Raw genomic sequence first — 21,052 nt, 5'->3', positions numbered from 1 at the left:
AAAAAAGCTATTGACAATTTCAAAAACCAGGTATATACTACTAAACAGATAGGAAATATAAGAAAAGAAAAACCGAACTTGAGGAGATTGAAAGGAGAACGAAAACAATGGCAAATATTTATAAGGGAACATTAGGACTCATCGGAAACACACCTCTGGTAGAGGTTACAAACGTAGAAAAAGAGCTGGGACTGGAAGCTGCCGTACTGGTAAAGCTTGAGTATTTCAATCCTGCCGGAAGCGTAAAAGACCGTATCGCAAAAGCGATGATCGAGGATGCAGAGGCAAAGGGAGCACTGAAAGAAGGTTCCGTAATCATAGAGCCGACCTCCGGAAATACAGGCATTGGCCTGGCAGCCATTGCAGCAGCCAAAGGATACCGCATCATCCTGACCATGCCGGAGACCATGAGCGTAGAGCGTAGAAACATCCTGAAGGCATATGGTGCAGAACTGGTTCTGACTGAAGGAGCCAAGGGTATGAAAGGAGCCATCGCTAAAGCAGAAGAGCTTGCAAAGGAAATCCCGAACAGCTTCATCCCGGGACAGTTCGTAAATCCGGCAAACCCGGCAGCACATAAAGCAACCACAGGCCCGGAGATCTGGAAGGATACCGATGGAGCAGTTGACATCTTTGTAGCGGGCGTAGGTACCGGCGGAACCCTGACAGGAACAGGAGAGTACCTGAAGTCCCAGAAGCCGGATGTAAAGGTTGTAGCAGTAGAGCCCGCAGGAAGCCCGGTTCTTTCTGAGGGCAAGAGCGGTCCCCACAAGATTCAGGGAATCGGCGCCGGCTTCGTCCCGGATGTACTGAATACCAAGATTTACGATGAAATTCTTCCGATTGAAAATGATGATGCATTTGAGACAGCAAAGCTTCTGGCGAAGAAGGAAGGCGTTCTGGTAGGAATCTCCTCCGGTGCAGCACTGTACGCAGCCATCCAGCTCGCAAAGCGTCCGGAGAACAAAGGCAAGACCATCGTGGTACTGCTTCCGGATACCGGAGACAGATATTATTCCACACCGCTGTTTACCGAGTAATTCATTTGAAGTATCATAAAATAATTTACCATAAGAAAGGGCAAAACCAATGAGCAAACTTACAAGAGAACAGAGAAAATTTAAATTTGAAACCCTTCAGCTTCACGTAGGTCAGGAGCAGCCGGATCCGGTAACGGATGCAAGAGCCGTTCCGATTTACCAGACATCTTCCTACGTATTCCGCAACTGCGACCACGCGGCTGCACGTTTCGGACTGGCAGACGCAGGCAATATCTACGGACGTCTGACCAACCCCACTGAGGACGTGTTTGAGAAGAGAATTGCAGCACTGGAAGGCGGCGTAGCAGCTCTGGCTGTAGCATCCGGTGCGGCAGCTATCACCTATACCATTGAGAACCTGGCTCAGAGCGGTGACCATATCGTATCTGCAAAGAACATTTACGGTGGAAGCTTCAACCTTCTGGAGCATACCCTTCCGGCATACGGTGTGACAACTACCTTCGTAGATATCTTCAACTACGATGAGGTAGAGTCAGCCATTCAGGACAATACGAAGGCTCTTTACATTGAGACTCTGGGAAATCCGAACTCTGATGTGGTAGATATCGAGAGACTGGCAAAGATTGCCCATGCGCATAAAATCCCGCTGGTTGTAGATAATACCTTTGCAACCCCGTATCTGGTTCGCCCGATTGAATATGGTGCAGATATCGTCGTACATTCCGCTACCAAGTTCATCGGCGGACACGGAACCACCATCGGCGGCGTTATCGTAGACAGCGGCAAATTTGACTGGGAGGGATCCGGAAAATTCCCGTCACTGACGGAGCCGAACCCCAGCTATCATGGAATCAGCTTTACAAAGGCAGTTGGACCTGCAGCATTTGTAACCAAGATTCGTGCCATCCTTCTGCGCGATACCGGAGCAACCATTTCTCCGTTCCATGCATTCTTCTTCCTGCAGGGACTGGAAACCCTTTCTCTCCGCGTAGAACGTCACGTAGAGAATGCTTTGAAGGTGGTAGAGTATCTGAACAACCATCCGCAGGTAGAGAAGGTTCATCATCCGTCTGTATCCGATGATCCGGAGCAGAAGGAACTGTACGCAAAGTACTTCCCGAACGGCGGCGGCTCCATTTTTACCTTTGAAATCAAGGGCGACGCACAGAAGGCAAAGGACTTCATCGACAACCTGGAGCTGTTCTCCCTGCTTGCAAATGTAGCTGATGTGAAGTCTCTGGTTATCCATCCGGCAACCACCACGCATAGCCAGTGCACAGAGGAAGAACTTCTGGATCAGGGCATCAGGCCGAACACAATCCGTCTTTCCATCGGAACTGAGAATATCGACGATATCATTCAGGACCTGGATGAGGCATTCAAGGCAGTACAGTAAAAAGACTGAGTACAGGGGCGGATCATGCATCTGCCCCTTATCTTTTCATGAGGAGGACTTACTTATGCAGCTTTCGAAAAAAAGCCGCTATGGACTGCGGGCATTAATTGATCTGGCTTCTGCGCCGCAGAATCAGTATGTTTCCCTGAGCAACATCGCAGAACGCGGAGAAATTCCGGCACAGTTTCTGGAGCAGGTATTTGCTTCTTTTCGCCGCGCAGGGCTTGTAAAGGCCTTAAAAGGGCCTCAGGGAGGTTATCAGCTTGCCCGGAGCCCCAAATACATTACAGCAGCGGAGATCCTGGAGATCCTGGAGGGTTCTTATCAGATAGCAGATGAAGAAGTATCTTCGGAAAGTCGATGTTACGCTGTCTCAGAGACCATGCAGAAGCGTCTGATTGACCCGATCAATCAGGCTATGGAACGGTTTCTGTCAGAGCTTACGCTGGAAGAACTGAAGGCGGATTATCAGCAGCGCCTGAGCAGCGGGCAGGATATGTATTATATTTAAACAGAACCGTACGGGCGGTGTTTCTGACTTTCGGAAATAGAAGGACAGGGATACCGCTTTTATGTAACAGTAAATAATTTTCGAAACATGGGAATGTGCCAGTGGCACATTCTTTTTTATATAAAATTCGAACATACGTATTGACAAACGAATGTTCGAGACTTATAATACAAATATCAAAAAAGAACAGCTGTTCGGAAAATGTGTTCGAACAGTAGGCGCACTGGAGAGCGCAAGAGTGGGGAGGGCATATCTTATGTATGGAAGAAAATTAAGATACGAGAGAAGAAGAGCATATGAAAGAAAAAGGAATTTCCTGATTCTGGTTTCTGGCCTTTGCCTGGCCCTTGCCTTCACCTTTTTGTTCGGCAGTTTTCTTTCCCAGGCCGAGGCAAAGGAGTCGGATACTATCTATTATAAGTATTATACGAATATTGAGATTCAGCCCGGCGACACCCTATGGGATCTGGCAGAGGATTATATGGGTGACCAGTATGAGTCCCGTGCGGTCTATGTAGCAGAGGTACGTCAGATTAACGGTATTGCAGACAGCGACAGTATCGTATCCGGCCAGTATCTGATAATGCCGTATTATTCTGCAGAGTATAAGTAAGCGATTGACCACCATGGCAGATGCGCTATGTTTGTCAGTGGTACCACTGAGTTTTACATAGATATACAAAAGAGAGAATTTTTAATAAGGTACAAAAGCTTTTAAGACACAAAAGATTGGTGAGCACGAAATACATGAGAAAATAAAATACACAAGAGAAATAAATCGTTGCCAATAAGATACACGAGAATTTTAAACAAATACCAGAGAGATGGAAAAGGTACAAAAGAAAGCCGGATATTTAGTCTGCAAAAAGATTAAATATCCGGCTTTTAATCTACAGGTCTGCGCGAAACACAATGTATTTATTGGCGAAGAGTGCCGTACAGACTGACCTAGATCTATACGCCAAATCCTTGTTTTTCGAATAGATATAGCTATATATTTCTATATGCGTGATTCCATACAGCTCCAGGTATTATAAAAAAAGGTACAAAAAACATCTGCTATCAGCACGTCCAAACCTCTCTCATTCGCGCTACCGGGAAGCTGCAGGTAATCCCAATAAGGTGAAATCGAAAAATCTGAACAGCACTGACGCAGATGTCGAGGCTGCCGGATTAAATATTTGGGTTGGTTTATAATGTAAGCGAATTCGTTGGGTAACAATATATCGCTTTTTGAGGGATTTTGGTGAGGTACATTTAGCTTCCCAGCGTAACAAGCCGAATGCCGTCACGACCTGTCAGACCAGAAATCAAAATGCATGTTCAAGATTTATATCATCCCGGCTGCCTGTACGGTTCCACATCGAGCGCATTCCATAAACAAAAAATGCCTGCTTCCAAAAGCAGACATCCCAAAAAGGCATAACGCAAATACCTTTCTGTCAGGAACTGAACTTTCATCGGAAGTCTCTCCTCAAGTACTAAGCAGGTTTCCTGACTTACAGATCAACATATACCTTTTTCCTTCTCATACTGTAAAAGTACAATGGATACAAACAAAGGCTACTCCCTGAATACAGTGACCGGATCGCTCAGGATTCACACCTGATTCCCTTTTCTCATCTGGCTGAGGGGCCATCTGAGCACTTAATACCTTATATGGAATTGTACAAATTTATTATAACAGTATATACAGAAAAGTCAATTCTTTTCTGGAAGTTTCGCACAATAAATGATAAAATAAACTCATGGAAAGGATGAGCAGAATCATGAAATACAAGAATTACCATGAGCAGAAGGATGCGGAGAATATTCAGCGGCTGCGGGAGGTGCTCACTACCCTGCCCTCTTTCGTCAGCGATTTTTTCCGGGCAAAGGAAATGAGCATGGCTACTACCACCAGAATTTCATATGGATATGACATACGAATTTTTTTTCGTTTTCTGGTAGAGAAAAATCCTTTATTTAAAAATTATAAAACAACAGATTTTACATATGAGGATTTAGATAAAATTAGTACCGTTGACATTGAGGAATACAAAGAATATTTAAAATTATATCAACGTGAGGAAGAACAGGGCGAAATTGATATTACAAATGGAGAACGCGGTATGAAAAGAAAGTTATCTGCCGTCCGTAGTTTGTTTAATTATCTTTACCGTTACGAACTGATAAAAAATAACCCGGTCGTCCTTGTCGACATGCCCAAGCTTCATGAGAAAGCCATCATCCGCTTGGAACCGGATGAAACAGCCCGTTTACTTGATTTTATCGAGCATGGCGGCGATGAGCTGACCGGTCAGAAAAAAGTCTACTATGAGAAAACCAAAGAACGGGATCTGGCTATTGTGACGCTTCTTCTGGGTACGGGAATCCGTGTCTCCGAGTGCGTGGGCTTGGATGTGACTGATATTGATTTCAATACCAATGGCATCCGTGTCATCCGAAAAGGCGGTTCCGAAATGATAGTCTATTTCGGTGATGAAGTGGAAAAGGCGCTGAAGGATTATATCAATGGCAGCCGAAAGCTTGTGAATCCCCAGGAAGGCCATGAAAAAGCCCTCTTCTATTCCACCCAGCGCCGTCGTATCGGCGTAAAGGCCGTGGAAAATCTGGTAAAAAAGTATTCCAGGCAGGTGACGCCATTGAAGAAAATCACCCCACATAAGCTTCGGAGTACCTACGGTACAACGCTGTATCAGGAAACCGGCGACATTTACCTGGTGGCGGACGTCTTGGGTCATAAGGACGTCAATACCACAAGGAAGCACTATGCCGCTCAGGATGAGTCCAGGAGACGCAGCGCGGCGAATGTGGTGAAGCTTCGGAAAGAATAAAGAGAGGCCCTGCAGATGAATGAATCACCTGCAGGGCCTTTTGAGGAAGCAGCGTTAGGATGAAGTGAAAACTAATCTGCTGCGTTTTTCGCTGCGATGGTGCTGTACTCTTCTACCCATTTTTTGAAGTTTGTTTACTCAACTACCAGTTCGCTCCACACATCATCTGCTACGAAGCCAATGTAGGTCTTACCGGTATTGATAGTAATCTCGTCGCCGTTCAGATCACGGTAAACCGTACGTTCGGTATCGGATGTCTTGGTCCAGGTAATCGGGATGGCCTTACCATTGGTGATATAATAGCCCTCCTGACCGCTTGCCAGACAGTTCCATACCATGTAACCATGCTCGTCTAACTGGCTGTAGGACATCTTCTGCAGGATAACATTCTTGAATGCCAGCTGCTTGTTACCGTTGCCCGGATCCAAATGCTTGGAGCCGTATTCGGAATACAGATAGGTGCCGCTCTCCGCATCGTAATCGAGCTGAGAGCCATTGTGCTTGAAGGGCAGGTCTACCAGTGTGCAATCCGTTCCGTCAAGCTCTATCGGTTTACTCTCGGAAGCAAACTGGAAATGTGCTTCTTTGGGAGCATATTCATTATAGCTACGGTCGATACTGGAGTTATTTTTGAAGTTCTTTGCCATATCGCCGGTCAGAATATATTCGGTAAACTCACGGGGCTTTCCGTTCTTTACGCGGGAGAAGGTTCCGCTGAAATGATCCACATAGGGATTATTCAGGAATGTATTGATATAGAACGGGCCGCCGTCATGACATACGATGGCATTCCATTCCGGCGCGATCATCAGGTTGGTCGGACGTACGCTTCGTACGCTTCCCAACTGCTTGATGCTGTCATAGTCTTTTACCAGAACCATGAAACGGGTGATATGGTCATTCAGAGTACTGTTCATCATCTCGTAGATAATGTCTGCCTGAGACAGTCCATAATGTGGAAGTGCGGTCTTCTCATTGTCAACCATAACAGCAATGGGACGCTGATCCTTCAGATCTTCGCTGATCCACTCATTGGTCAGTTCACTGCGGTACATACCTTCCGGAGCAACCTCTTCCTCTTCCGCTTCTTCTTTGGTGTCTTCTGTGTCCTCTGCTTCATCCGCTGTCACTTCATCCTCAGTGGAAAAAGTGTTATCTGATGTAGCTTCCTGATCGCCTTTACCACAGCCGGTAAGGCTAAGGAGGCCTGCAAGAGATAAGGTCAGCAGAATCAGTGTTAAACGTTTTTTCATCTGCATAGTTTCCTTCCTGTGTAGAATTTAATAATCTGGTAACAATTATATCACGTTCTGTAATAAGATACCAGTAAAAATGTAAAATATGCTTAAAATTTACACAAATATGCAATTTTGTAACGCACAAGTATACATAATTATATTATGTATACTTGTAAAAGGAAACGAACAAATTTTCTAAACATTTGTTTGCATCATCATACATCCTGTGGTATACTGATAGTAAATACAGACCTTATTACGTTCGGGAGGAATCTAACTATGGCTTACGGTAAAATTTCGAAAAAGCAGTCCGAAATTCTTGAATATATTAAATCACAGATCATTAACAAGGGATATCCGCCCTCGGTCCGTGACATCTGCGAGGCGGTACAGTTAAAATCCACCTCGTCCGTTCATTCCCATCTGGAGACGTTGGAGAAAAACGGTTATATCCGCCGGGATCCCACTAAGCCCCGCGCGATTGAGATCATGGATGATAACTTCAATACGGCCCGCCGCGGTGAAGTTGTTAACGTCCCGGTTGTAGGCCGTGTGGCAGCCGGAGAGCCCATTCTGGCCGTGGAGAACGTGGAGTCTTATTTCCCGGTACCGATGGAGTTTATGCCAAATGAGCAATGTTTTATGCTACAGGTTAAAGGCGAGTCCATGATCAATGCGGGCATCTTTGACGGCGACACCATTCTTGTGGAGCAGTGTCAGACCGCTGCCAATGGCGACATGGTGGTTGCGCTGATCAACGACTCCGCGACGGTCAAGACCTTCTATCGCGAGGCCGATCACATCCGTCTGCAGCCGGAAAATGATACCATGGATCCGATTATCGTGCCGGATTGTCAGATTCTTGGTAAGGTGTTCGGTGTGTTCCGCTTCTTCCGGTAATTACTGAAAAGTGTAATAAAAAAAAGCTATCTTATAAAAGGCTCTGTATTACATATGATTTGTAATACAGAGCCTTTACAATGTTACATCTTTCTACATTATAATCCAAAATTCAATATAACACATAAGTTTCCAATGAGTTGCTCTCTATGACAGTCACCTTCCTGGCAGAGTCATATTCATCTGCTGTCATGTTTATTCCGCATGTAAAAATCCAAAAGGCTTCTCCGGATCCTCATACAGAAAATGCATCATCATGTAAGCGCACATCAGTGATACATTCTCTTCCTTCAGAATTCTTCGAATTTCCATGCGATCTGCCAAAACGACTTCTATCTCTTCTCCGTCTTCCAGACCATTCCTGGAAATTACACCGTCTGCGGCACCGTATACAGCAGCGCAGGACTCATCGGTCATTCCAATGGTCGTAAAATAAGGGCGGCTGTACATCTCATCTACTTCAATAGGATGAAACGTAAGTCCGGTCTCTTCTTTCAGTTCCCGCACACCTGCCTGATGATAATTTTCCCCTTCATCCACCAGTCCCGCCGGAAATTCATAGATGTAACCGCCGATGCTGAACCGATACTGGCGAATCAGGACCACCTGCTCCCGCTTTTCGCCATAGAGGGCATAGATAATGACTCCATCCGGTTTGTTGACATGAGTATTCAACTTCAAATCAGACACGTCCTTTGCCCGGGATGCCACGTGGTAAAGTCCCTTATGACCGGTTTTTGTAACGACATCCAGATCGTACATATTCAGGAATCGGTTATCGGTGGTCTTGGTGACCTTTTCGATCTTACTCATGGTTTTTATGCCTCCAGATCCTCGGCAGTAATGACGGATCCGTCTCTCCAGATCCGCTCCAGATCGTAGAACAGACGATTTTCTTCATCAAATACATGGATGATGATATCGCCATAGTCCAGGAGAATCCAGTTGGCGCTGTTGTAGCCCTCCACCTGCTTCGGAACGAAGCCTGCCTTATGCAGCTCCTCCTGTACGTTGTCCACCATGGCCTGTACCTGGTTCTTATTGGAACCGCTGGCAATCAGAAAATAATCGGCCAGAACGGAAATTTCAGAAATATCAATGATACGGATATCGCGCGCTTTCTTGTCTTCCATGGCCTGATAAGCCAGACGCGCCATTTCTTTAGACTGCTTCTGTGTCATGGTTTGCCTCCTCACGCTTTGCCTTATAATATTCATAAGCTTTGACTGTCATCTCGTCCACCTCGCCCGGGCCGTCGTCCAGATAAGCCAGTGTATCAGACAGAATCTTATACAGAGCCTCATCCAGATCCATAAACGCAAGCTTCCGTACCTCCGTCAGATTCGGTGCCTTGTTACGGCGGGGCTCGATATAGTCCGCCACGTAGACGATTTTGTCGAGCAATGACATATTCGGTTTACCGGTGGTATGGTTTAAAATGGCGCTGACAATCTCCTTGTCGTTGATGCCGTACTCATGCATGGCCAGAAAGGCCCCAAGCTTCGCATGCAGCAGAAAGGGATTGCGGCGCTCCACCTCTGTGATCTGAATGTTGTGTTTCTCACACAGCTTTAATTTCTTTCCATTGGGAATACATTTCGCACAGTCGTGCAGAAGTCCCGCCATCTGTGCCTTCTGGATATCATATTCGTAGCGCATGGCCAGGGCCGCGGAAGTATACATGACGCCCAGTGTATGCTGATATCTGCCCTCATCCATTTCCCGCTTCAGCTTCTTCTGATAGGATTTCATATCATAATTCTTCATCATAATCAGTAACTCCTTAAGCCGGACAGTATAATCCCTTTTTATAAATATATTCCTCCACTGCCTCAGGCACATAATACCGGATAGAACGACCGGTGCGGACACGCTCCCGAATCATATTGGAGGAAATGTCGATGTTGGGCGTCTCCATGGGATAAATATGAGCGCCGAACAACCGGGAAAGCTCCTGAATGCGGGCGGTCAACTCTTCGCTTTCCATATGATCCCGGGTAGCCGCCAAGATACTGCAGGCTTCGCAGATCCGTCTGGGTTCCATCCAGGTGTGGAAATGAACCAGGGAATCTGCTCCCAGAATAAAATAGTAATCGGTATCCGGGTGCTCTTTTTTCAGAAACTCCAGGGTTTCGTAGGTATAATGATAATCCTGCGGTGTTTTCTCGAAATCCGATACCTTAAGATGCGGATTATCCGCCACAGCAAGCTCCGCCATCCGGGTGCGCTGTTCCATGGTAGCGTTCACCTGACCGGCCTTGTGGGGCGGGTTGCCATTTGGCATAATCAGCACATAATCCAGGGAAAAGGACTCATAGGCAGCTTCCGCCAGAATCAGATGTCCGGTATGAATCGGATCAAAGGTTCCGCCCAAGATGCCGACCTTTTTTCGTGTAAGCTCCATGAAAATAACCGCCTTTCCCTGAGAATCTGTGTTTTATAAAATCTTATAACGGAAGTACAATCTTCTTTTTCTTGTACTTTTCGTCTGTATTCTCACGATACAGCACGATCTTCTTTCCGATCACCTGCACGACCTGAGAGCGGGTGCGGTCGGCAATTACCTCTGCGATGGCGCGGGGATCATCCGCGCAGTTCTGCAGAACGCTGAGCTTAATCAGCTCTCTGGCAGTCAGCGCTTCGTCCACAGCCTTGGTAAATTCCGGTGTAACGGAAGATTTGCCCACCTGGAAAATCGGCTCCATGGTCATTGCGAGGCCTTTTAAATAAGCACGCTGTTTACTTGTCATGATTTCTCCTTTTGTCTTATATTTATATCGCAGTGCGGATCGATTTGCCCCAGGGCACTCTCTCGCCCTCCGGGCTCACCTTGCCGCTGCGCTCTATCTCGCTCGCGGGCTTCGCCCTATGAAAGAAAGCAAAAACAGCCCCTTATGTGCCCTTCGGGTACAACGTGTCTGTCTTTACTTTCTTCCGCACTGCTCATTGCCTAACGGAAGTAGTCGAATGCAAGTCCGTACATCCGGACCGTATCGCCCTCCTGAATACCGGCTTCCTCAAGCTCCTTTAAGATACCCGTATTCTTCAGGAAGTTCTGGAAGAAGGCAAAGCCCTTCTCGGAATCCAGGTTGGTGTAGCCCAGCATTTTCTCGATACGCGGTCCTTCCACGATGAAGACGCCCTCTTCCTCCTCGGATTTGATAACGGTGTATGGCAGGTTCTCGTATACCAGCTCCTCGCCCGGGAAGTACTCCTGCTCGAAGACAATGGCCTCCTGGGGCGCCTGATCAAGGAGCTCCCTTACATAGTAGAGGAGTTCCTTCAGTCCCTTTCCGGCCACAGCGGAAATCGGGAATACCTTGATGCCCTGTGGCTCAAACTCGTCCTTCAGACGTTGGATGGGCTCCTCATTGTCGCCCAGGACGTCTATCTTATTGGCTGCAATGACCTGCGGACGCGCCGCGATCTCTTCATTGTAAGCCTCAAGCTCCTTGTTGATGGCGTAGATATCCGCTACCGGATCACGGCCTTCCGTGGAAGCAGCGTCTACAATATGGATCAGTACGCGGGTACGCTCGATATGGCGCAGGAACTCATGTCCCAGACCCACGCCCTCGGAAGCACCCTCAATCAGTCCCGGAATATCCGCGATGACGAAGCCAGGAGCACCCTGCAAATCCACCACGCCCAGATTCGGGTTCAGAGTGGTGAAATGATAGTTGGCGATCTTCGGCTGTGCATTGGTCACACGGGATAAGAACGTGGATTTTCCCACATTCGGGAAACCGACCAGTCCCACGTCCGCGATGACCTTCAGCTCCAGAAGAACCTCCAGCTCCTGGGCCGGTACGCCCGGCTGGGCGTATTTCGGGACCTGCATGGTGGATGTGGCAAAATGCATATTTCCCGCGCCGCCACGGCCGCCCTGCAGGATTACCTGTCTGCGGTTCTCGCCGGACATGTCCGCGATCACCTTTCCGCTCTCCGCTTCTCTGATGATAGTTCCTTCCGGAACCTTTAATATAATATCGCTGCCGTCTTTACCGTGGCAGCGTCGTTTTCCGCCTTCTTCGCCGTCCTGAGCCTTGAACTTTCTCTTATGACGGTACTCATAGAGGGTATTCAGTCCTTCGTCTACTTCAAAAATCACATTGCCGCCGCGTCCGCCGTCTCCGCCGTCCGGACCGCCGTTGGGTACGTACAGCTCCCGGCGGAAGCTGACATGTCCGTCTCCGCCCTTACCGGAGCGGATTAAAATCTTTGCTCTGTCTGCAAACATATAATAATTCTCCGAAAATTAAAATGGTAAAAAAGGCTTCAAATCTTCCGACTTGAAGCCTTTTACAACCAACTTATTCTGCTACTACCGGAACGATAGAAACCTGCTTCTTATCTCTGCCCTTTCTCTCGAATCTTACGACTCCGTCGGTCAGAGCAAACAGTGTATCATCGCCACCGCGTCCTACGTTCACACCCGGGTGAATCTTGGTTCCGCGCTGTCTGTAAAGAATGTTTCCGGCCTTTACGAACTGTCCGTCGGCTCTCTTAGCTCCCAGTCTCTTGGACTCGGAATCTCTGCCGTTCTTTGTAGAACCTACTCCCTTTTTATGAGCGAATAACTGAAGGTTCATCTGTAACATGGTATTACACCTCCTTGAATACAATCCTGATATATGGTTTCCCATAGCTTTTTTGAATGTCTGTCAGCCCAAGTACCATGGAATCCATCAACAATGCGGCTTTCTCTGACAAAGGCTCCGGGAAGGTGCAGGTCAGCGACCCATCACCCTGTTCACCGGAAAATTCATCTTCTGTAAAGGCCTCGATAGAATTCAGCGTATTCAGTGAAAGCACACTGACTGCTGCGCAGATAATATCGGAACCCTCCTCCGCGTATCCGGCATGTCCATTGATATCGAACCCCAGATACTGATTGGATTTCTTATATATGGTAACGGTTATCATGACAATTAGTTCGCGGAGATCTTCTCGATCTTCACTTCTGTGTACTGCTGTCTGTGACCATTCTTCTTGTGATATCCAGATTTTCTCTTGTACTTGTAAACGATGACTTTCTTGCCCTTACCATCACCGATTACAGATGCAGTTACAGTAGCTCCTGCTACAGTCGGTGTACCTACGGTCAGAGAATCTCCGCCAACTGCGAGAACCTGATCGAACTCATAAGTCTCACCAGCTGCAACGCCAAGCTTCTCAACCTTGATCACGTCGCCTTCAGATACTTTGTACTGTTTACCACCTGTTGCAATAATTGCGTACATTCTGTGGCACCTCCTAATATAATTACTCGCCAATTTCGGTGACGCGCTCTCCAGTCGGACTGAAAAAGCACATACTTATACCTCGTTGTGCGGCATCTTTTATATAATAGCAGGACAATTTCCTGCTGTCAAGTAATTTCTATTATATTTCAGCTAAATATTTTTCGCCTGTTTTTCATGCATTCAGTCCCCTTAAAACGTTCCTGAATGTGTTTTCCGGATGTCTGTGTGAAATCAGCTGTTTACCTGCTCTGCCAGTGTCTTCTGCACTTTTTTACGAGTAATTTCTACCAGGCCAAGAGGCGTCATATCTACGAGGGACGTCCGTACCGGATCCTTTTTTAATTCCGATGCCAGCACTGCCATCAGTGTCTGCTTATCTTCCTCCCGATCCATATCGATGAAATCTGCCACAATGATACCGGACAAATTCCGGAGCCTGAGCTGTCTCGCCAACTCTCTGGCCGCCTCCAGATTGATTTTCAGGAAGGTGTCGTCCTTCTTCTTTTTGCCCGTATATTTACCCGTATTTATGTCCACAACGGTCAGGGCTTCCGTGGGTTGAATTACCAGATAGCCGCCGGATTTGAGCCATACACGCTCTTTTCCGGCTTCTTCAAAGGCCTTGGACAGGCCATAGACGCTGTCCAGGGACGGTGCTGTCTCTTCATAGAAATAAAGCTTTGGCAGATCCGCCGGCTGACGGTCTGTCAGATAGGCTTTTAGTTCCCTGTAAATGTCCGCACGATCCGTCACGATTTTATTAAAGCTGTCGGCACGTAGTCCCCGCAGTCTTGCCGCGTAAGCGGATGGCTCTTTGTATACAAGAGAAAAACAGGCGCGGTTTCGCCCGGTTTCCACGGTGTGACGATAGGCTTCTGTCAGTTCGCCAAGCTCCGCGCGCAGCTCATCCTCCGAGGCTTCCGCTGCGTTGGTACGGACGATGATGCCGAAATCTTTCCCAAGAAAAGGCTCTGCGATAGTGCGAAGCCGCTGTTTATCCTCAGGAGAAAGCTTGGAAGACAGACCCAGATGATGCTTGCCGCTGGTCAGAACCAGATATTTTCCGGCAAAATTCAGGTTCGCAGTGACTGTGGGGGCTTTGGTCTTGACGGCCTCCCGGCTCACCTGCACCAGAAGCTCATCTCCGGCCACCAGTGTGTTCTTTTTCTTCGGTGTCGTGAAAATGGGCGCATCATTGTCATTTAAGGCGTAATAACAGAGCTGCCCGTTTGCAATCTCGATAAAGGCCGCGCTGATATTGGCAGCGATATTTTTCACCTTGCCCACATAGATATTTCCGAGGATGGATTCTCCGCCTGCGGGCAGACAGGACAGCTCGGCGGCATGGTCATTTTCATAAAAAGCGTAGACTGTGCGCTCCCGGTCCCTGATGGTCAGGGTGGTTACCAGAAAGGCGCCGCCTCCCTGCTGCCCGGCGTGCGAAGAAGAGGTATGCTCTGCCATGATTTCTGTCTGTTCCATCAGAATTCCTCTCCCAGATCTTCCAGGCTTATCAGCTTCCGTGGCTCGCTCTCACCGGCCAGGTTTGCGTACAGCTCCTTCCGGTGAATCAGCAGGGCAAATTCCGGAAGTTCAAAGCCTGCGTAAGTGGCAAAGGCTTCCAGTACCAGCTCCGGCTTCACATTCTCGGCACTTCCGGCGGAGAGCTGTAAGGAAATGGAATCATCCTGGCATTTTGTATCGTAAATCAATGGTTTTAAATCCAGCTCCCGCTCGCCTTTTTTCGTCTTTTTTGTCACCAGGATCTGTTTCTGTGCGAAGAACGCCGCCCACTTTTCCTCCAGGCCATTTCCAAAGACGCAGTCCGCAGGCAGGCTGTTTTCCCGGAAACGGACCTCGTAATCGGCAGCCGCCACCAGAGACATTGCGTTGGCGGATTTTTCCTCGGGGATCCTCCGGAAGGAAAGAACCTCCACGCCCTCGGCCATAACTTTGTTCAGACGCTTTACTGCCGCTTCGGAGGACAGCTCATTTCCTATCTCAATGTCCAGGTACTCGCCGTCGCTGGTAAGCCCCACGCCCAGGGGAGACGCAAAGGACATGATCATATGGGGGCTGAAGCCTGCGGAATAGCAGATGTCGATGTCCGACCGGCGCATGGCCTTCTGGAAATAGCGCATGATATCCAGATGGCCGATGAATTTCATAATACCATATTTGCGGAATTTGATACGGATTTTCATGCGTTTTCACCTCCTGTAAGCGCTGTGGGACAGCAGCCGGCACGGTAACTGCCCGCGCCGCAGCCCTGGCACTGCTGACGGCAGTTGGGGGTTACGGTCTCCTCGTGAGCCCGCTTCCACTCCCGCAGCAGGAATTTTTTCGTAACGCCGATGTCGATGAAGTCCCAGGGGAACAACTCATTTTCATCACGATGTCTGGTAGTATAGAACGGCACATCCAGTCCGGTCTCTTTAAAGGCCTGAAGCCACCTGTCATTATCGAAGCACTCGCTCCAGGAATCAAAGAGACAGCCGTTCCGGTAAGCAGCCAGAAGGGACGCGCCCACCCGGCGGTCGCCGCGGGCCAGAATGCCCTCCAGCACGGTCACGTCGGCCTCATGCCAGTTGTATTTGATGCTCTTTTTATTTAACTGGGCCTTGATCTCACTGTTGACGATATAGGCCTTGTCGAGAAATTCTTCCTTGGTACACATGCGCGCCCACTGGAACGGGGTGAAGGGCTTCGGCACGAAGAAGGAAGTGCTGACGGTAATCTGACATTTACCGTTGCGCTTGTCTTTGGGAATCTCGTAGTAACGCTTTGCGATCTTCTCCGCCAGCCAGGCGATGGCCTTCTCGTCCTCTATCGTTTCTGTGGGCTGTCCCAGCATGAAATACAGCTTCACCTTCTGCCAGCCGCCCTCAAAGGCCTGCCCGGCGCCTTCCAGAATGATTTCTTCAGTCAGTCCCTTGTTGATCACGTCCCGGAGACGCTGGGAACCGGCCTCCGGCGCAAAGGTCAGGCTGCTCTTGCGGATATCCTGGACCTTGCTCATGACATCCAGGGAAAAGGCGTCGATACGCAGAGACGGCAGGGAAATATTGACGCCCTTATTACCAAAGGTATCGATGAGGAAATTCACCAGCTCCGGCAGGCGGCTGAAATCGCTGGAGCTTAAGGAACTTAGGGAAATCTCCTCATGTCCGGTGTTTTTAAGCATCTCTGTGGCGGCCTCTTCCAGCATTTCCAGGGAACGCTCCCGGATAGGGCGGTACAGCATACCGGCCTGGCAGAAACGGCAGCCGCGGATGCAGCCACGCTGAATCTCCAGAACTACACGATCCTGGGTCACCTTGATAAACGGAACCAACGGCTTTTTCGGATAGAAGCTGTGAGTCAGATCGGTGACCACCTGCTTCTGTACCTTTGCGGGCGCATGGGGATTGTTGGGCTCCATGGACGCCAGAGTGCCGTCCTCGTGATAGGTCACGTCATAAAAGGCGGGTACGTAGATGCCCGGAATCTCCGCCGCACGCTCCAGGAACTGTACACGGCTCTCTCCTGCTGCCCTGGAAGCCTTATAAGCGTCCAACAGCGCAAAATAGGAGGTCTCGCCCTCTCCGATATAAAACAGATCAAAGAAATCCGCCAGCGGCTCCGGATTGGTAGCGCAGGGACCGCCGCCAATGACAATGGGGTCATCCCAGGTACGCTCTTTGGCATAGAGCGGGATCTGGCTTAAATCCAGGATTTGAAGGACGTTGGTGTAGGCCATCTCGTACTGCAGCGTGATACCCAGAAAGTCAAACTCACGAATGGGATCCTGCGACTCCAGGGCAAAGAGCGGAATGTGCTGCTCCCGCATGATTTTGTCCAGATCGGTCCAGGGAGAATAGACGCGTTCACACCAGACGTCCTCCCGCTGATTGAACATATCGTACAGGATCTGGATGCCCAGATGGGACATGCCTATTTCGTAGACGTCCGGGAAACACATGGCAAAACGGATATCTATCTTATTTTTATCTTTCATCACTGCGTTGATCTCATTTCCGAGATACCGGGCCGGTTTATCTATCTTCAGCAAAATTTCATCGGACAAAGCTAATTTTTTCATACATACCTCGCTGTTCTTTGTGCTATATACACATAAAATAATTGCACAATAGCATAGATCAGGGAACTCATTAAATACAACATGATTTTCCGGTAATGATATCGGAGTGGTAACCTGTTCCGCTATTATGTGATTCCCCCTAATTTATTTAATAAATCGTTTGATTATTTCAAATATAAAAAATATAATACACACTGGTACAAAATAAATAATCAGAAACCACAGCAACGGCGCACTATAAGAAGCACTCCATGCCGGGTTGGTAACCAGCCTTACAAATTGAACTAAACTATCAATTACACCCCATATTAATAGAACACAACATATGATATACTGAATTTTTTTTATTTTATTACGTTTCATGAAATACCTATATTCCTTTATTACATCGTAAGAACAAAATATGTCCAGTTAAATAATGCATAAAGCACTGGGAATTATTATACATTACTTTACGGTATGGCACAACACGATTTTTTAGCAGCTTTCCACGGCTCCATTTCCCGTACCGCCAGCATTCCCAGCAGAATAAATCCGAAATCCAGGAAAATACTGGTGCGCTCCGAGGAGGCCCAGACTGTAGGCGACAAGCCCATACTGATCTTGGAGGCGGAGGCAATGACGAGGAGTGCTAATGCGTCGATGGATCGCTCTTTCTTATTCCAGATAAGGAACAGGGAAATCACCACGCAGGCGCAGCAGAACGTGTATACAAGCAGCAGGAGTCGGTTGGAATTCGGCAGACTGCCCTGATAGTATACTACGGGCTGGTCGAAATCAAACACATGGAGAATCAGGTGTACCCAGGGGTATTCCCGGTATTTTCCGAACAGCAGGACGCCCAGAAGTCCCAAATTTGAGAGCAGTGGAATGGCTGCGATAAGGCGTGCCGGAAGTCTCTTCTGCTTTTTTCGGACTGCCATAAACAGCACGGCGCTCATCAGAAAATAAGGCAGATTGACGTCCTGATACAGAGTCTTTAGTAGACTGTACCAACCAAGCAATACCTTCTGCACCAGATTGAATCCGGCGTAGGACGGGAACCAGAAATCAATGTTGGAAGCCTTGCGAGCCGCATTGCCTGGGCAAATCGCGACGCAGATGGCGAAGCATACAGACAGGGCAAGGAGTACATACAGATAGGGATTCGTCTTTCTTCCCCGCAGATTATCTGTAATCAGCAGATACAGACAGGCCAGCAATGCCATGGCGCAGATCTGCTCCTGATTGATGGCGAAAATGGCCGCCAGCGTACCGAGGACATAGTAACTTTTCTTGCAGGTACCTTCCTGATACCAGAGATACAGAGGCAGCGCCGCTACCATTAACGCTGCCAGGGGCCACCAGTAGTTGATGGTCGTGGTCATATAGCCTGCCGAATCCATTTCCCGGAAATCATAGGAAAGGAGGAGGCAGAGGAACAGAATCAGGGATGTAAGCGGGACAACCGTCCGAGTCCCAGACAAAGTGTTTTTGTCGGTCTGGATACTGCTGCCACTTCCATGTTTCCCATAGCCGCTGCAGAAAAATCCGCACAACAGCCACGCAATTAGCACCGACACCAGAATATCCAGCACCTTCCATACCAGGATCGGCTGCTGCAATACCAGTACCAGCACGCCCTCGATTACCAGGCGGGAGGACCAGCCATACCAGCGCTTCACCATGAATGCGCCGAAGCTGGTATCATCAAGGCAGGTCATAAAGTAATAATCATCCCCGCCGCCAAGCTTCAGCCAGCACATATGAAAAAGAATCGCCAGGACTCCATAGAAGCCAAGCAAAATCCATATTCGTTTGTCTTTCAACCAGATCATAACCTATGTTTCTCCTTCATTCGCCTGTGTCAAGGCATATAAGTATATTCCTGGTGCCGCATTTTATTTCGGACTTTCAGTTACGCCTGTATTCCGTGCACCGACACCAGATTCGGAATGCCCACGGTATAGAAGCTGTACAGGGATAAGAGACAGGTCAGACACAGTAATATCCGCAGCACCTTACTCTTCCCTTCGCAGTCCGTCCGATGAATCAGGTAGGCCGCATAGAACACAATCGGCAGCAGGTAACGTCCCTGGGGCTGGAAGTCCACCACCCAGGCATTGTATACAATCAGCGCGTACTGGATGAACATAGACAAGGCCGCCGCGCCAATCTCCCACCAGGTCCGGGAGTCTTTTTTCCGGTAAGCCTGCGCCAGCAGATATCCGATGATCGCCAGATAGAGAATGGCCATAACCGTATAATACCAGTCCCGGGCGCCGAACGCGTAAGATCCAAAGAAGCCCGCGAAGGTGCGGAACAGGTTCTTATTGAAATCAAAGCCGATCAGAAGCTGTTCCAATGTAATGCCCTTTTCCATAAAGCTCATAGAATAAGCCCGTTCCAGAGCCGGCGTGGAGAGCTTGTATTCGGGCAGGGCCGTCTGCTCCATCATATCCATATAGACCTGATATTTGCCAAAGAGACCGTAGTACGGGAAATCCGTAATCATATATCGGATCGTGAAAATACCAAGCGTAAAACCCACAATGCCCAAATACTTCCAGAGCAGCGTCATGCGCTTCTCCTTCGGCGTATAGAACAGTCGAATCAGCAGCACCAGGAAAATGAAAATCAGCACCACATAGAACGTGGGTTTGCCCCATAAGGGTTGCACAAACAGCAGACCCAGAAGCGCCATGTAAAGCAACTGCTTTTTGCAAAACGGCTCGTCCAGCACCCGATTTAGCATGCTGTCCTTTTTCATAACTTCATACATGCACAGAAAACTCATGAAAAAATCCAGGGAATCCGAAGTGCAGTAGGAAAACAGATACCACACCTGGGGCGTCAGAAGCAGCATGGCAGAGAGCGCCCAGTTCTTCTTTACGTTCTTCAGCGCAATGCCAGCCATGATACAGAAGGTCACCGTCGTAAAGAAACGCACCCGGATAATGGGGTCTGCAAAAAACTGTCCGATTTTCGCAGTCAGGAAATAAAAGAGCGTCCATTCGCTGTGCCTGGTGGTTCCGTAGATGGCATAAGAATCGATGATGGCCGGATCCCGCATATCCGGCGGCATAAAGTGCGAGAAATAATAATTGACTGCCGACAGGGTATGATATTCGTCCGGATTCAGATAGAACGGATTCCAGAAGCCGGTAAAAATGGTCATCAAGGTGGCCGCGAAAAGTCCGCCGAACAACACACAGAAAATCAATTTGGAAAAGAGACCTTGTCCCGCGATTGTCCGTGTGAACCAGCGTACCAAAAGAATAGCCAGTACCAGAAGAATGCCGCTGCCAAACGCGCCCAGAAGCCGCACGACAAAGGGCGTCTGCGCACACAGTGTCTGAAAGGCTTCTGTCGGAAGCATCTGGGAATCCTCTCCGGTCACCAGAAAGGTAAAGCCGTCCTCTCCCACCAGATCCAGATCCGAATTAACCGTAAAATAAGTTCTCAGCTTGTCACCGGTCAGATCCACCGTCTGAATACCGTTCTTCGACACAGTAAGCCCTGTGATGGTCAGCGGCTCGCCTGTGGAATAATGCTGGTCCAGCGGGTCGATACGTTTCAGGGAGCAGTGGCTGCCGTACTGGAGATCACCAAAGAAGATCCGGGCAACCCCATTCACCACCACCCGATGGTGATCATCCCGGCCGCTGACATTTTCACCCGGTCCGGCAAAAACGGTTGTTACCACCTCGCCATGGGGGTCATTTTCAAAGGTCAGTGTCACCGTCGTAAATACCGGCGTGACAAACATGCAAACAAGCAGCCACAAGACTGCCGCTGCTGCAAAGAGTTTCTTTTTGTTCTGTTTTAATTTGTTTAAATTCATGTCTTTCCTACTTCAAAAA

Annotated in this window: 21 protein-coding genes and 1 riboswitch; of the genes, 6 read left to right on the top strand and 15 right to left on the bottom strand. The window is 48.5% G+C overall.

The features are described 5' to 3' along the window. Positions 1 to 107 precede the first annotated feature (107 nt). From cysK to ACTRC3_RS06310, 5 genes are all read left to right on the top strand, one after another. A complete protein-coding gene (gene cysK / locus ACTRC3_RS06330; protein ID WP_440322359.1) occupies positions 108 to 1,040 on the top strand; it encodes a cysteine synthase A in 933 nt (310 codons plus the stop codon). Positions 1,041 to 1,089: 49 nt separating this feature from the next. Further along, positions 1,090 to 2,397 carry an O-acetylhomoserine aminocarboxypropyltransferase/cysteine synthase family protein gene (locus ACTRC3_RS06325; protein WP_440322357.1) on the top strand — a complete coding sequence of 436 codons (1,308 nt, stop codon included), beginning with the start codon at positions 1,090 to 1,092 and terminating at the stop codon, positions 2,395 to 2,397. Between the two features lie 64 nt (positions 2,398 to 2,461). Then, positions 2,462 to 2,908 carry an RrF2 family transcriptional regulator gene (locus ACTRC3_RS06320; RefSeq protein ID WP_440322355.1) on the top strand — a complete coding sequence of 149 codons (447 nt, stop codon included), beginning with the start codon at positions 2,462 to 2,464 and terminating at the stop codon, positions 2,906 to 2,908. Positions 2,909 to 3,164: 256 nt separating this feature from the next. Next, positions 3,165 to 3,521 carry a LysM peptidoglycan-binding domain-containing protein gene (locus tag ACTRC3_RS06315; RefSeq protein WP_178040076.1) on the top strand — a complete coding sequence of 119 codons (357 nt, stop codon included), beginning with the start codon at positions 3,165 to 3,167 and terminating at the stop codon, positions 3,519 to 3,521. A gap of 854 nt (positions 3,522 to 4,375) precedes the next feature. Continuing rightward, positions 4,376 to 4,574, bottom strand: a riboswitch (cobalamin riboswitch). 91 nt (positions 4,575 to 4,665) lie between these two features. Next, a complete protein-coding gene (locus ACTRC3_RS06310) occupies positions 4,666 to 5,745 on the top strand; it encodes a tyrosine-type recombinase/integrase (protein WP_440322353.1) in 1,080 nt (359 codons plus the stop codon). A 134-nt stretch (positions 5,746 to 5,879) separates the two neighbouring features. On the opposite strand, the gene ACTRC3_RS06305 is transcribed toward ACTRC3_RS06310, so the two are convergent. Further along, positions 5,880 to 6,998 (bottom strand): DUF3048 domain-containing protein, encoded by a 1,119-nt coding sequence (locus ACTRC3_RS06305; RefSeq protein WP_440322351.1) that lies wholly within the window; start codon positions 6,996 to 6,998, stop codon positions 5,880 to 5,882. 264 nt (positions 6,999 to 7,262) lie between these two features. On the opposite strand from ACTRC3_RS06305, the gene lexA reads away from it, so the two are divergent. Then, positions 7,263 to 7,883 (top strand): transcriptional repressor LexA, encoded by a 621-nt coding sequence (gene lexA, locus ACTRC3_RS06300; RefSeq protein WP_178038135.1) that lies wholly within the window; start codon positions 7,263 to 7,265, stop codon positions 7,881 to 7,883. A 195-nt stretch (positions 7,884 to 8,078) separates the two neighbouring features. Here lexA and ACTRC3_RS06295 read toward each other — a convergent pair whose 3' ends face one another. The 14 genes from ACTRC3_RS06295 to ACTRC3_RS06230 all read right to left on the bottom strand — a co-directional run bounded on the left by ACTRC3_RS06295 (position 8,079) and on the right by ACTRC3_RS06230 (position 21,033). Continuing rightward, on the bottom strand, positions 8,079 to 8,696 hold the full coding sequence (locus ACTRC3_RS06295) for an NUDIX hydrolase (RefSeq protein WP_440322348.1): 618 nt from the start codon (positions 8,694 to 8,696) through the stop codon (positions 8,079 to 8,081). Between the two features lie 5 nt (positions 8,697 to 8,701). Then, the gene (gene rsfS, locus ACTRC3_RS06290) at positions 8,702 to 9,064 is read right to left on the bottom strand and encodes a ribosome silencing factor (RefSeq protein ID WP_158364765.1); all 363 of its coding nucleotides are present in this window, start codon (positions 9,062 to 9,064) and stop codon (positions 8,702 to 8,704) included. After that, entirely contained in the window at positions 9,045 to 9,650 is a 606-nt protein-coding gene (gene yqeK, locus ACTRC3_RS06285) for a bis(5'-nucleosyl)-tetraphosphatase (symmetrical) YqeK (protein WP_349165111.1), read from the bottom strand. The genes rsfS and yqeK overlap by 20 nt, the downstream gene beginning before the upstream one ends. Positions 9,651 to 9,666: 16 nt before the next feature. Further along, the gene (gene nadD / locus ACTRC3_RS06280) at positions 9,667 to 10,287 is read right to left on the bottom strand and encodes a nicotinate-nucleotide adenylyltransferase (RefSeq protein WP_440322346.1); all 621 of its coding nucleotides are present in this window, start codon (positions 10,285 to 10,287) and stop codon (positions 9,667 to 9,669) included. 43 nt (positions 10,288 to 10,330) lie between these two features. After that, positions 10,331 to 10,633, bottom strand: coding sequence for a ribosome assembly RNA-binding protein YhbY (gene yhbY / locus ACTRC3_RS06275; RefSeq protein ID WP_178038131.1), 303 nt, complete (start codon positions 10,631 to 10,633; stop codon positions 10,331 to 10,333). A 200-nt stretch (positions 10,634 to 10,833) separates the two neighbouring features. Beyond that, complete coding sequence (gene obgE / locus ACTRC3_RS06270) at positions 10,834 to 12,123, bottom strand: GTPase ObgE (RefSeq protein ID WP_440322343.1); 1,290 nt, start codon at positions 12,121 to 12,123, stop codon at positions 10,834 to 10,836. 73 nt (positions 12,124 to 12,196) lie between these two features. Next, positions 12,197 to 12,484 carry a 50S ribosomal protein L27 gene (gene rpmA, locus ACTRC3_RS06265; protein WP_440322341.1) on the bottom strand — a complete coding sequence of 96 codons (288 nt, stop codon included), beginning with the start codon at positions 12,482 to 12,484 and terminating at the stop codon, positions 12,197 to 12,199. Between the two features lie 4 nt (positions 12,485 to 12,488). Beyond that, the gene (locus ACTRC3_RS06260) at positions 12,489 to 12,809 is read right to left on the bottom strand and encodes a ribosomal-processing cysteine protease Prp (RefSeq protein ID WP_178038129.1); all 321 of its coding nucleotides are present in this window, start codon (positions 12,807 to 12,809) and stop codon (positions 12,489 to 12,491) included. Positions 12,810 to 12,814: 5 nt separating this feature from the next. Next, positions 12,815 to 13,126 (bottom strand): 50S ribosomal protein L21, encoded by a 312-nt coding sequence (rplU, locus tag ACTRC3_RS06255; RefSeq protein WP_178038128.1) that lies wholly within the window; start codon positions 13,124 to 13,126, stop codon positions 12,815 to 12,817. Between the two features lie 234 nt (positions 13,127 to 13,360). Beyond that, positions 13,361 to 14,611 carry a ribonuclease E/G gene (locus ACTRC3_RS06250; protein WP_440322338.1) on the bottom strand — a complete coding sequence of 417 codons (1,251 nt, stop codon included), beginning with the start codon at positions 14,609 to 14,611 and terminating at the stop codon, positions 13,361 to 13,363. Continuing rightward, entirely contained in the window at positions 14,611 to 15,333 is a 723-nt protein-coding gene (locus tag ACTRC3_RS06245; RefSeq protein WP_440322336.1) for a TIGR03936 family radical SAM-associated protein, read from the bottom strand. The genes ACTRC3_RS06250 and ACTRC3_RS06245 overlap by 1 nt, the downstream gene beginning before the upstream one ends. Continuing rightward, positions 15,330 to 17,210 (bottom strand): TIGR03960 family B12-binding radical SAM protein, encoded by a 1,881-nt coding sequence (locus ACTRC3_RS06240; protein WP_440322334.1) that lies wholly within the window; start codon positions 17,208 to 17,210, stop codon positions 15,330 to 15,332. Before ACTRC3_RS06240 ends, ACTRC3_RS06245 begins: the two co-directional genes overlap by 4 nt. Before the next feature lie 452 nt (positions 17,211 to 17,662). Beyond that, entirely contained in the window at positions 17,663 to 19,027 is a 1,365-nt protein-coding gene (locus ACTRC3_RS06235) for a hypothetical protein (RefSeq protein WP_440322332.1), read from the bottom strand. Positions 19,028 to 19,107: 80 nt separating this feature from the next. After that, positions 19,108 to 21,033 (bottom strand): hypothetical protein, encoded by a 1,926-nt coding sequence (locus ACTRC3_RS06230; RefSeq protein ID WP_440322330.1) that lies wholly within the window; start codon positions 21,031 to 21,033, stop codon positions 19,108 to 19,110. Positions 21,034 to 21,052 lie beyond the last annotated feature (19 nt).

It is taken from the genome of Laedolimicola sp., from assembly GCF_051972735.1.
GTDB lineage: Bacteria > Bacillota > Clostridia > Lachnospirales > Lachnospiraceae > Laedolimicola > Laedolimicola intestinihominis.
The sequence above is the reverse complement of the archived record's forward strand: the minus strand, read 5'-3'. Positions and strand labels throughout refer to the sequence as shown.

Bases quoted from the DNA above. Each gene is read 5' to 3' on its own strand.
- ACTRC3_RS06310 (WP_440322353.1), top strand. From the start codon at position 4,666: ATGAGCAGAATCATGAAATACAAGAATTACCATGAGCAGAAGGATGCG.
- ACTRC3_RS06235 (WP_440322332.1), bottom strand. From the start codon at position 19,027: ATGATCTGGTTGAAAGACAAACGAATATGGATTTTGCTTGGCTTCTAT.
- rsfS (WP_158364765.1), bottom strand. From the start codon at position 9,064: ATGACACAGAAGCAGTCTAAAGAAATGGCGCGTCTGGCTTATCAGGCC.
- rplU (WP_178038128.1), bottom strand. From the start codon at position 13,126: ATGTACGCAATTATTGCAACAGGTGGTAAACAGTACAAAGTATCTGAA.
- ACTRC3_RS06260 (WP_178038129.1), bottom strand. From the start codon at position 12,809: ATGATAACCGTTACCATATATAAGAAATCCAATCAGTATCTGGGGTTC.
- yqeK (WP_349165111.1), bottom strand. From the start codon at position 9,650: ATGAAGAATTATGATATGAAATCCTATCAGAAGAAGCTGAAGCGGGAA.
- rpmA (WP_440322341.1), bottom strand. From the start codon at position 12,484: ATGTTACAGATGAACCTTCAGTTATTCGCTCATAAAAAGGGAGTAGGT.
- ACTRC3_RS06230 (WP_440322330.1), bottom strand. From the start codon at position 21,033: ATGAATTTAAACAAATTAAAACAGAACAAAAAGAAACTCTTTGCAGCA.
- ACTRC3_RS06250 (WP_440322338.1), bottom strand. From the start codon at position 14,611: ATGGAACAGACAGAAATCATGGCAGAGCATACCTCTTCTTCGCACGCC.
- ACTRC3_RS06320 (WP_440322355.1), top strand. From the start codon at position 2,462: ATGCAGCTTTCGAAAAAAAGCCGCTATGGACTGCGGGCATTAATTGAT.
- ACTRC3_RS06295 (WP_440322348.1), bottom strand. From the start codon at position 8,696: ATGAGTAAGATCGAAAAGGTCACCAAGACCACCGATAACCGATTCCTG.
- ACTRC3_RS06240 (WP_440322334.1), bottom strand. From the start codon at position 17,210: ATGAAAAAATTAGCTTTGTCCGATGAAATTTTGCTGAAGATAGATAAA.
- obgE (WP_440322343.1), bottom strand. From the start codon at position 12,123: ATGTTTGCAGACAGAGCAAAGATTTTAATCCGCTCCGGTAAGGGCGGA.
- ACTRC3_RS06245 (WP_440322336.1), bottom strand. From the start codon at position 15,333: ATGAAAATCCGTATCAAATTCCGCAAATATGGTATTATGAAATTCATC.
- cysK (WP_440322359.1), top strand. From the start codon at position 108: ATGGCAAATATTTATAAGGGAACATTAGGACTCATCGGAAACACACCT.
- ACTRC3_RS06315 (WP_178040076.1), top strand. From the start codon at position 3,165: ATGTATGGAAGAAAATTAAGATACGAGAGAAGAAGAGCATATGAAAGA.
- yhbY (WP_178038131.1), bottom strand. From the start codon at position 10,633: ATGACAAGTAAACAGCGTGCTTATTTAAAAGGCCTCGCAATGACCATG.
- nadD (WP_440322346.1), bottom strand. From the start codon at position 10,287: ATGGAGCTTACACGAAAAAAGGTCGGCATCTTGGGCGGAACCTTTGAT.
- lexA (WP_178038135.1), top strand. From the start codon at position 7,263: ATGGCTTACGGTAAAATTTCGAAAAAGCAGTCCGAAATTCTTGAATAT.
- ACTRC3_RS06325 (WP_440322357.1), top strand. From the start codon at position 1,090: ATGAGCAAACTTACAAGAGAACAGAGAAAATTTAAATTTGAAACCCTT.
- ACTRC3_RS06305 (WP_440322351.1), bottom strand. From the start codon at position 6,998: ATGAAAAAACGTTTAACACTGATTCTGCTGACCTTATCTCTTGCAGGC.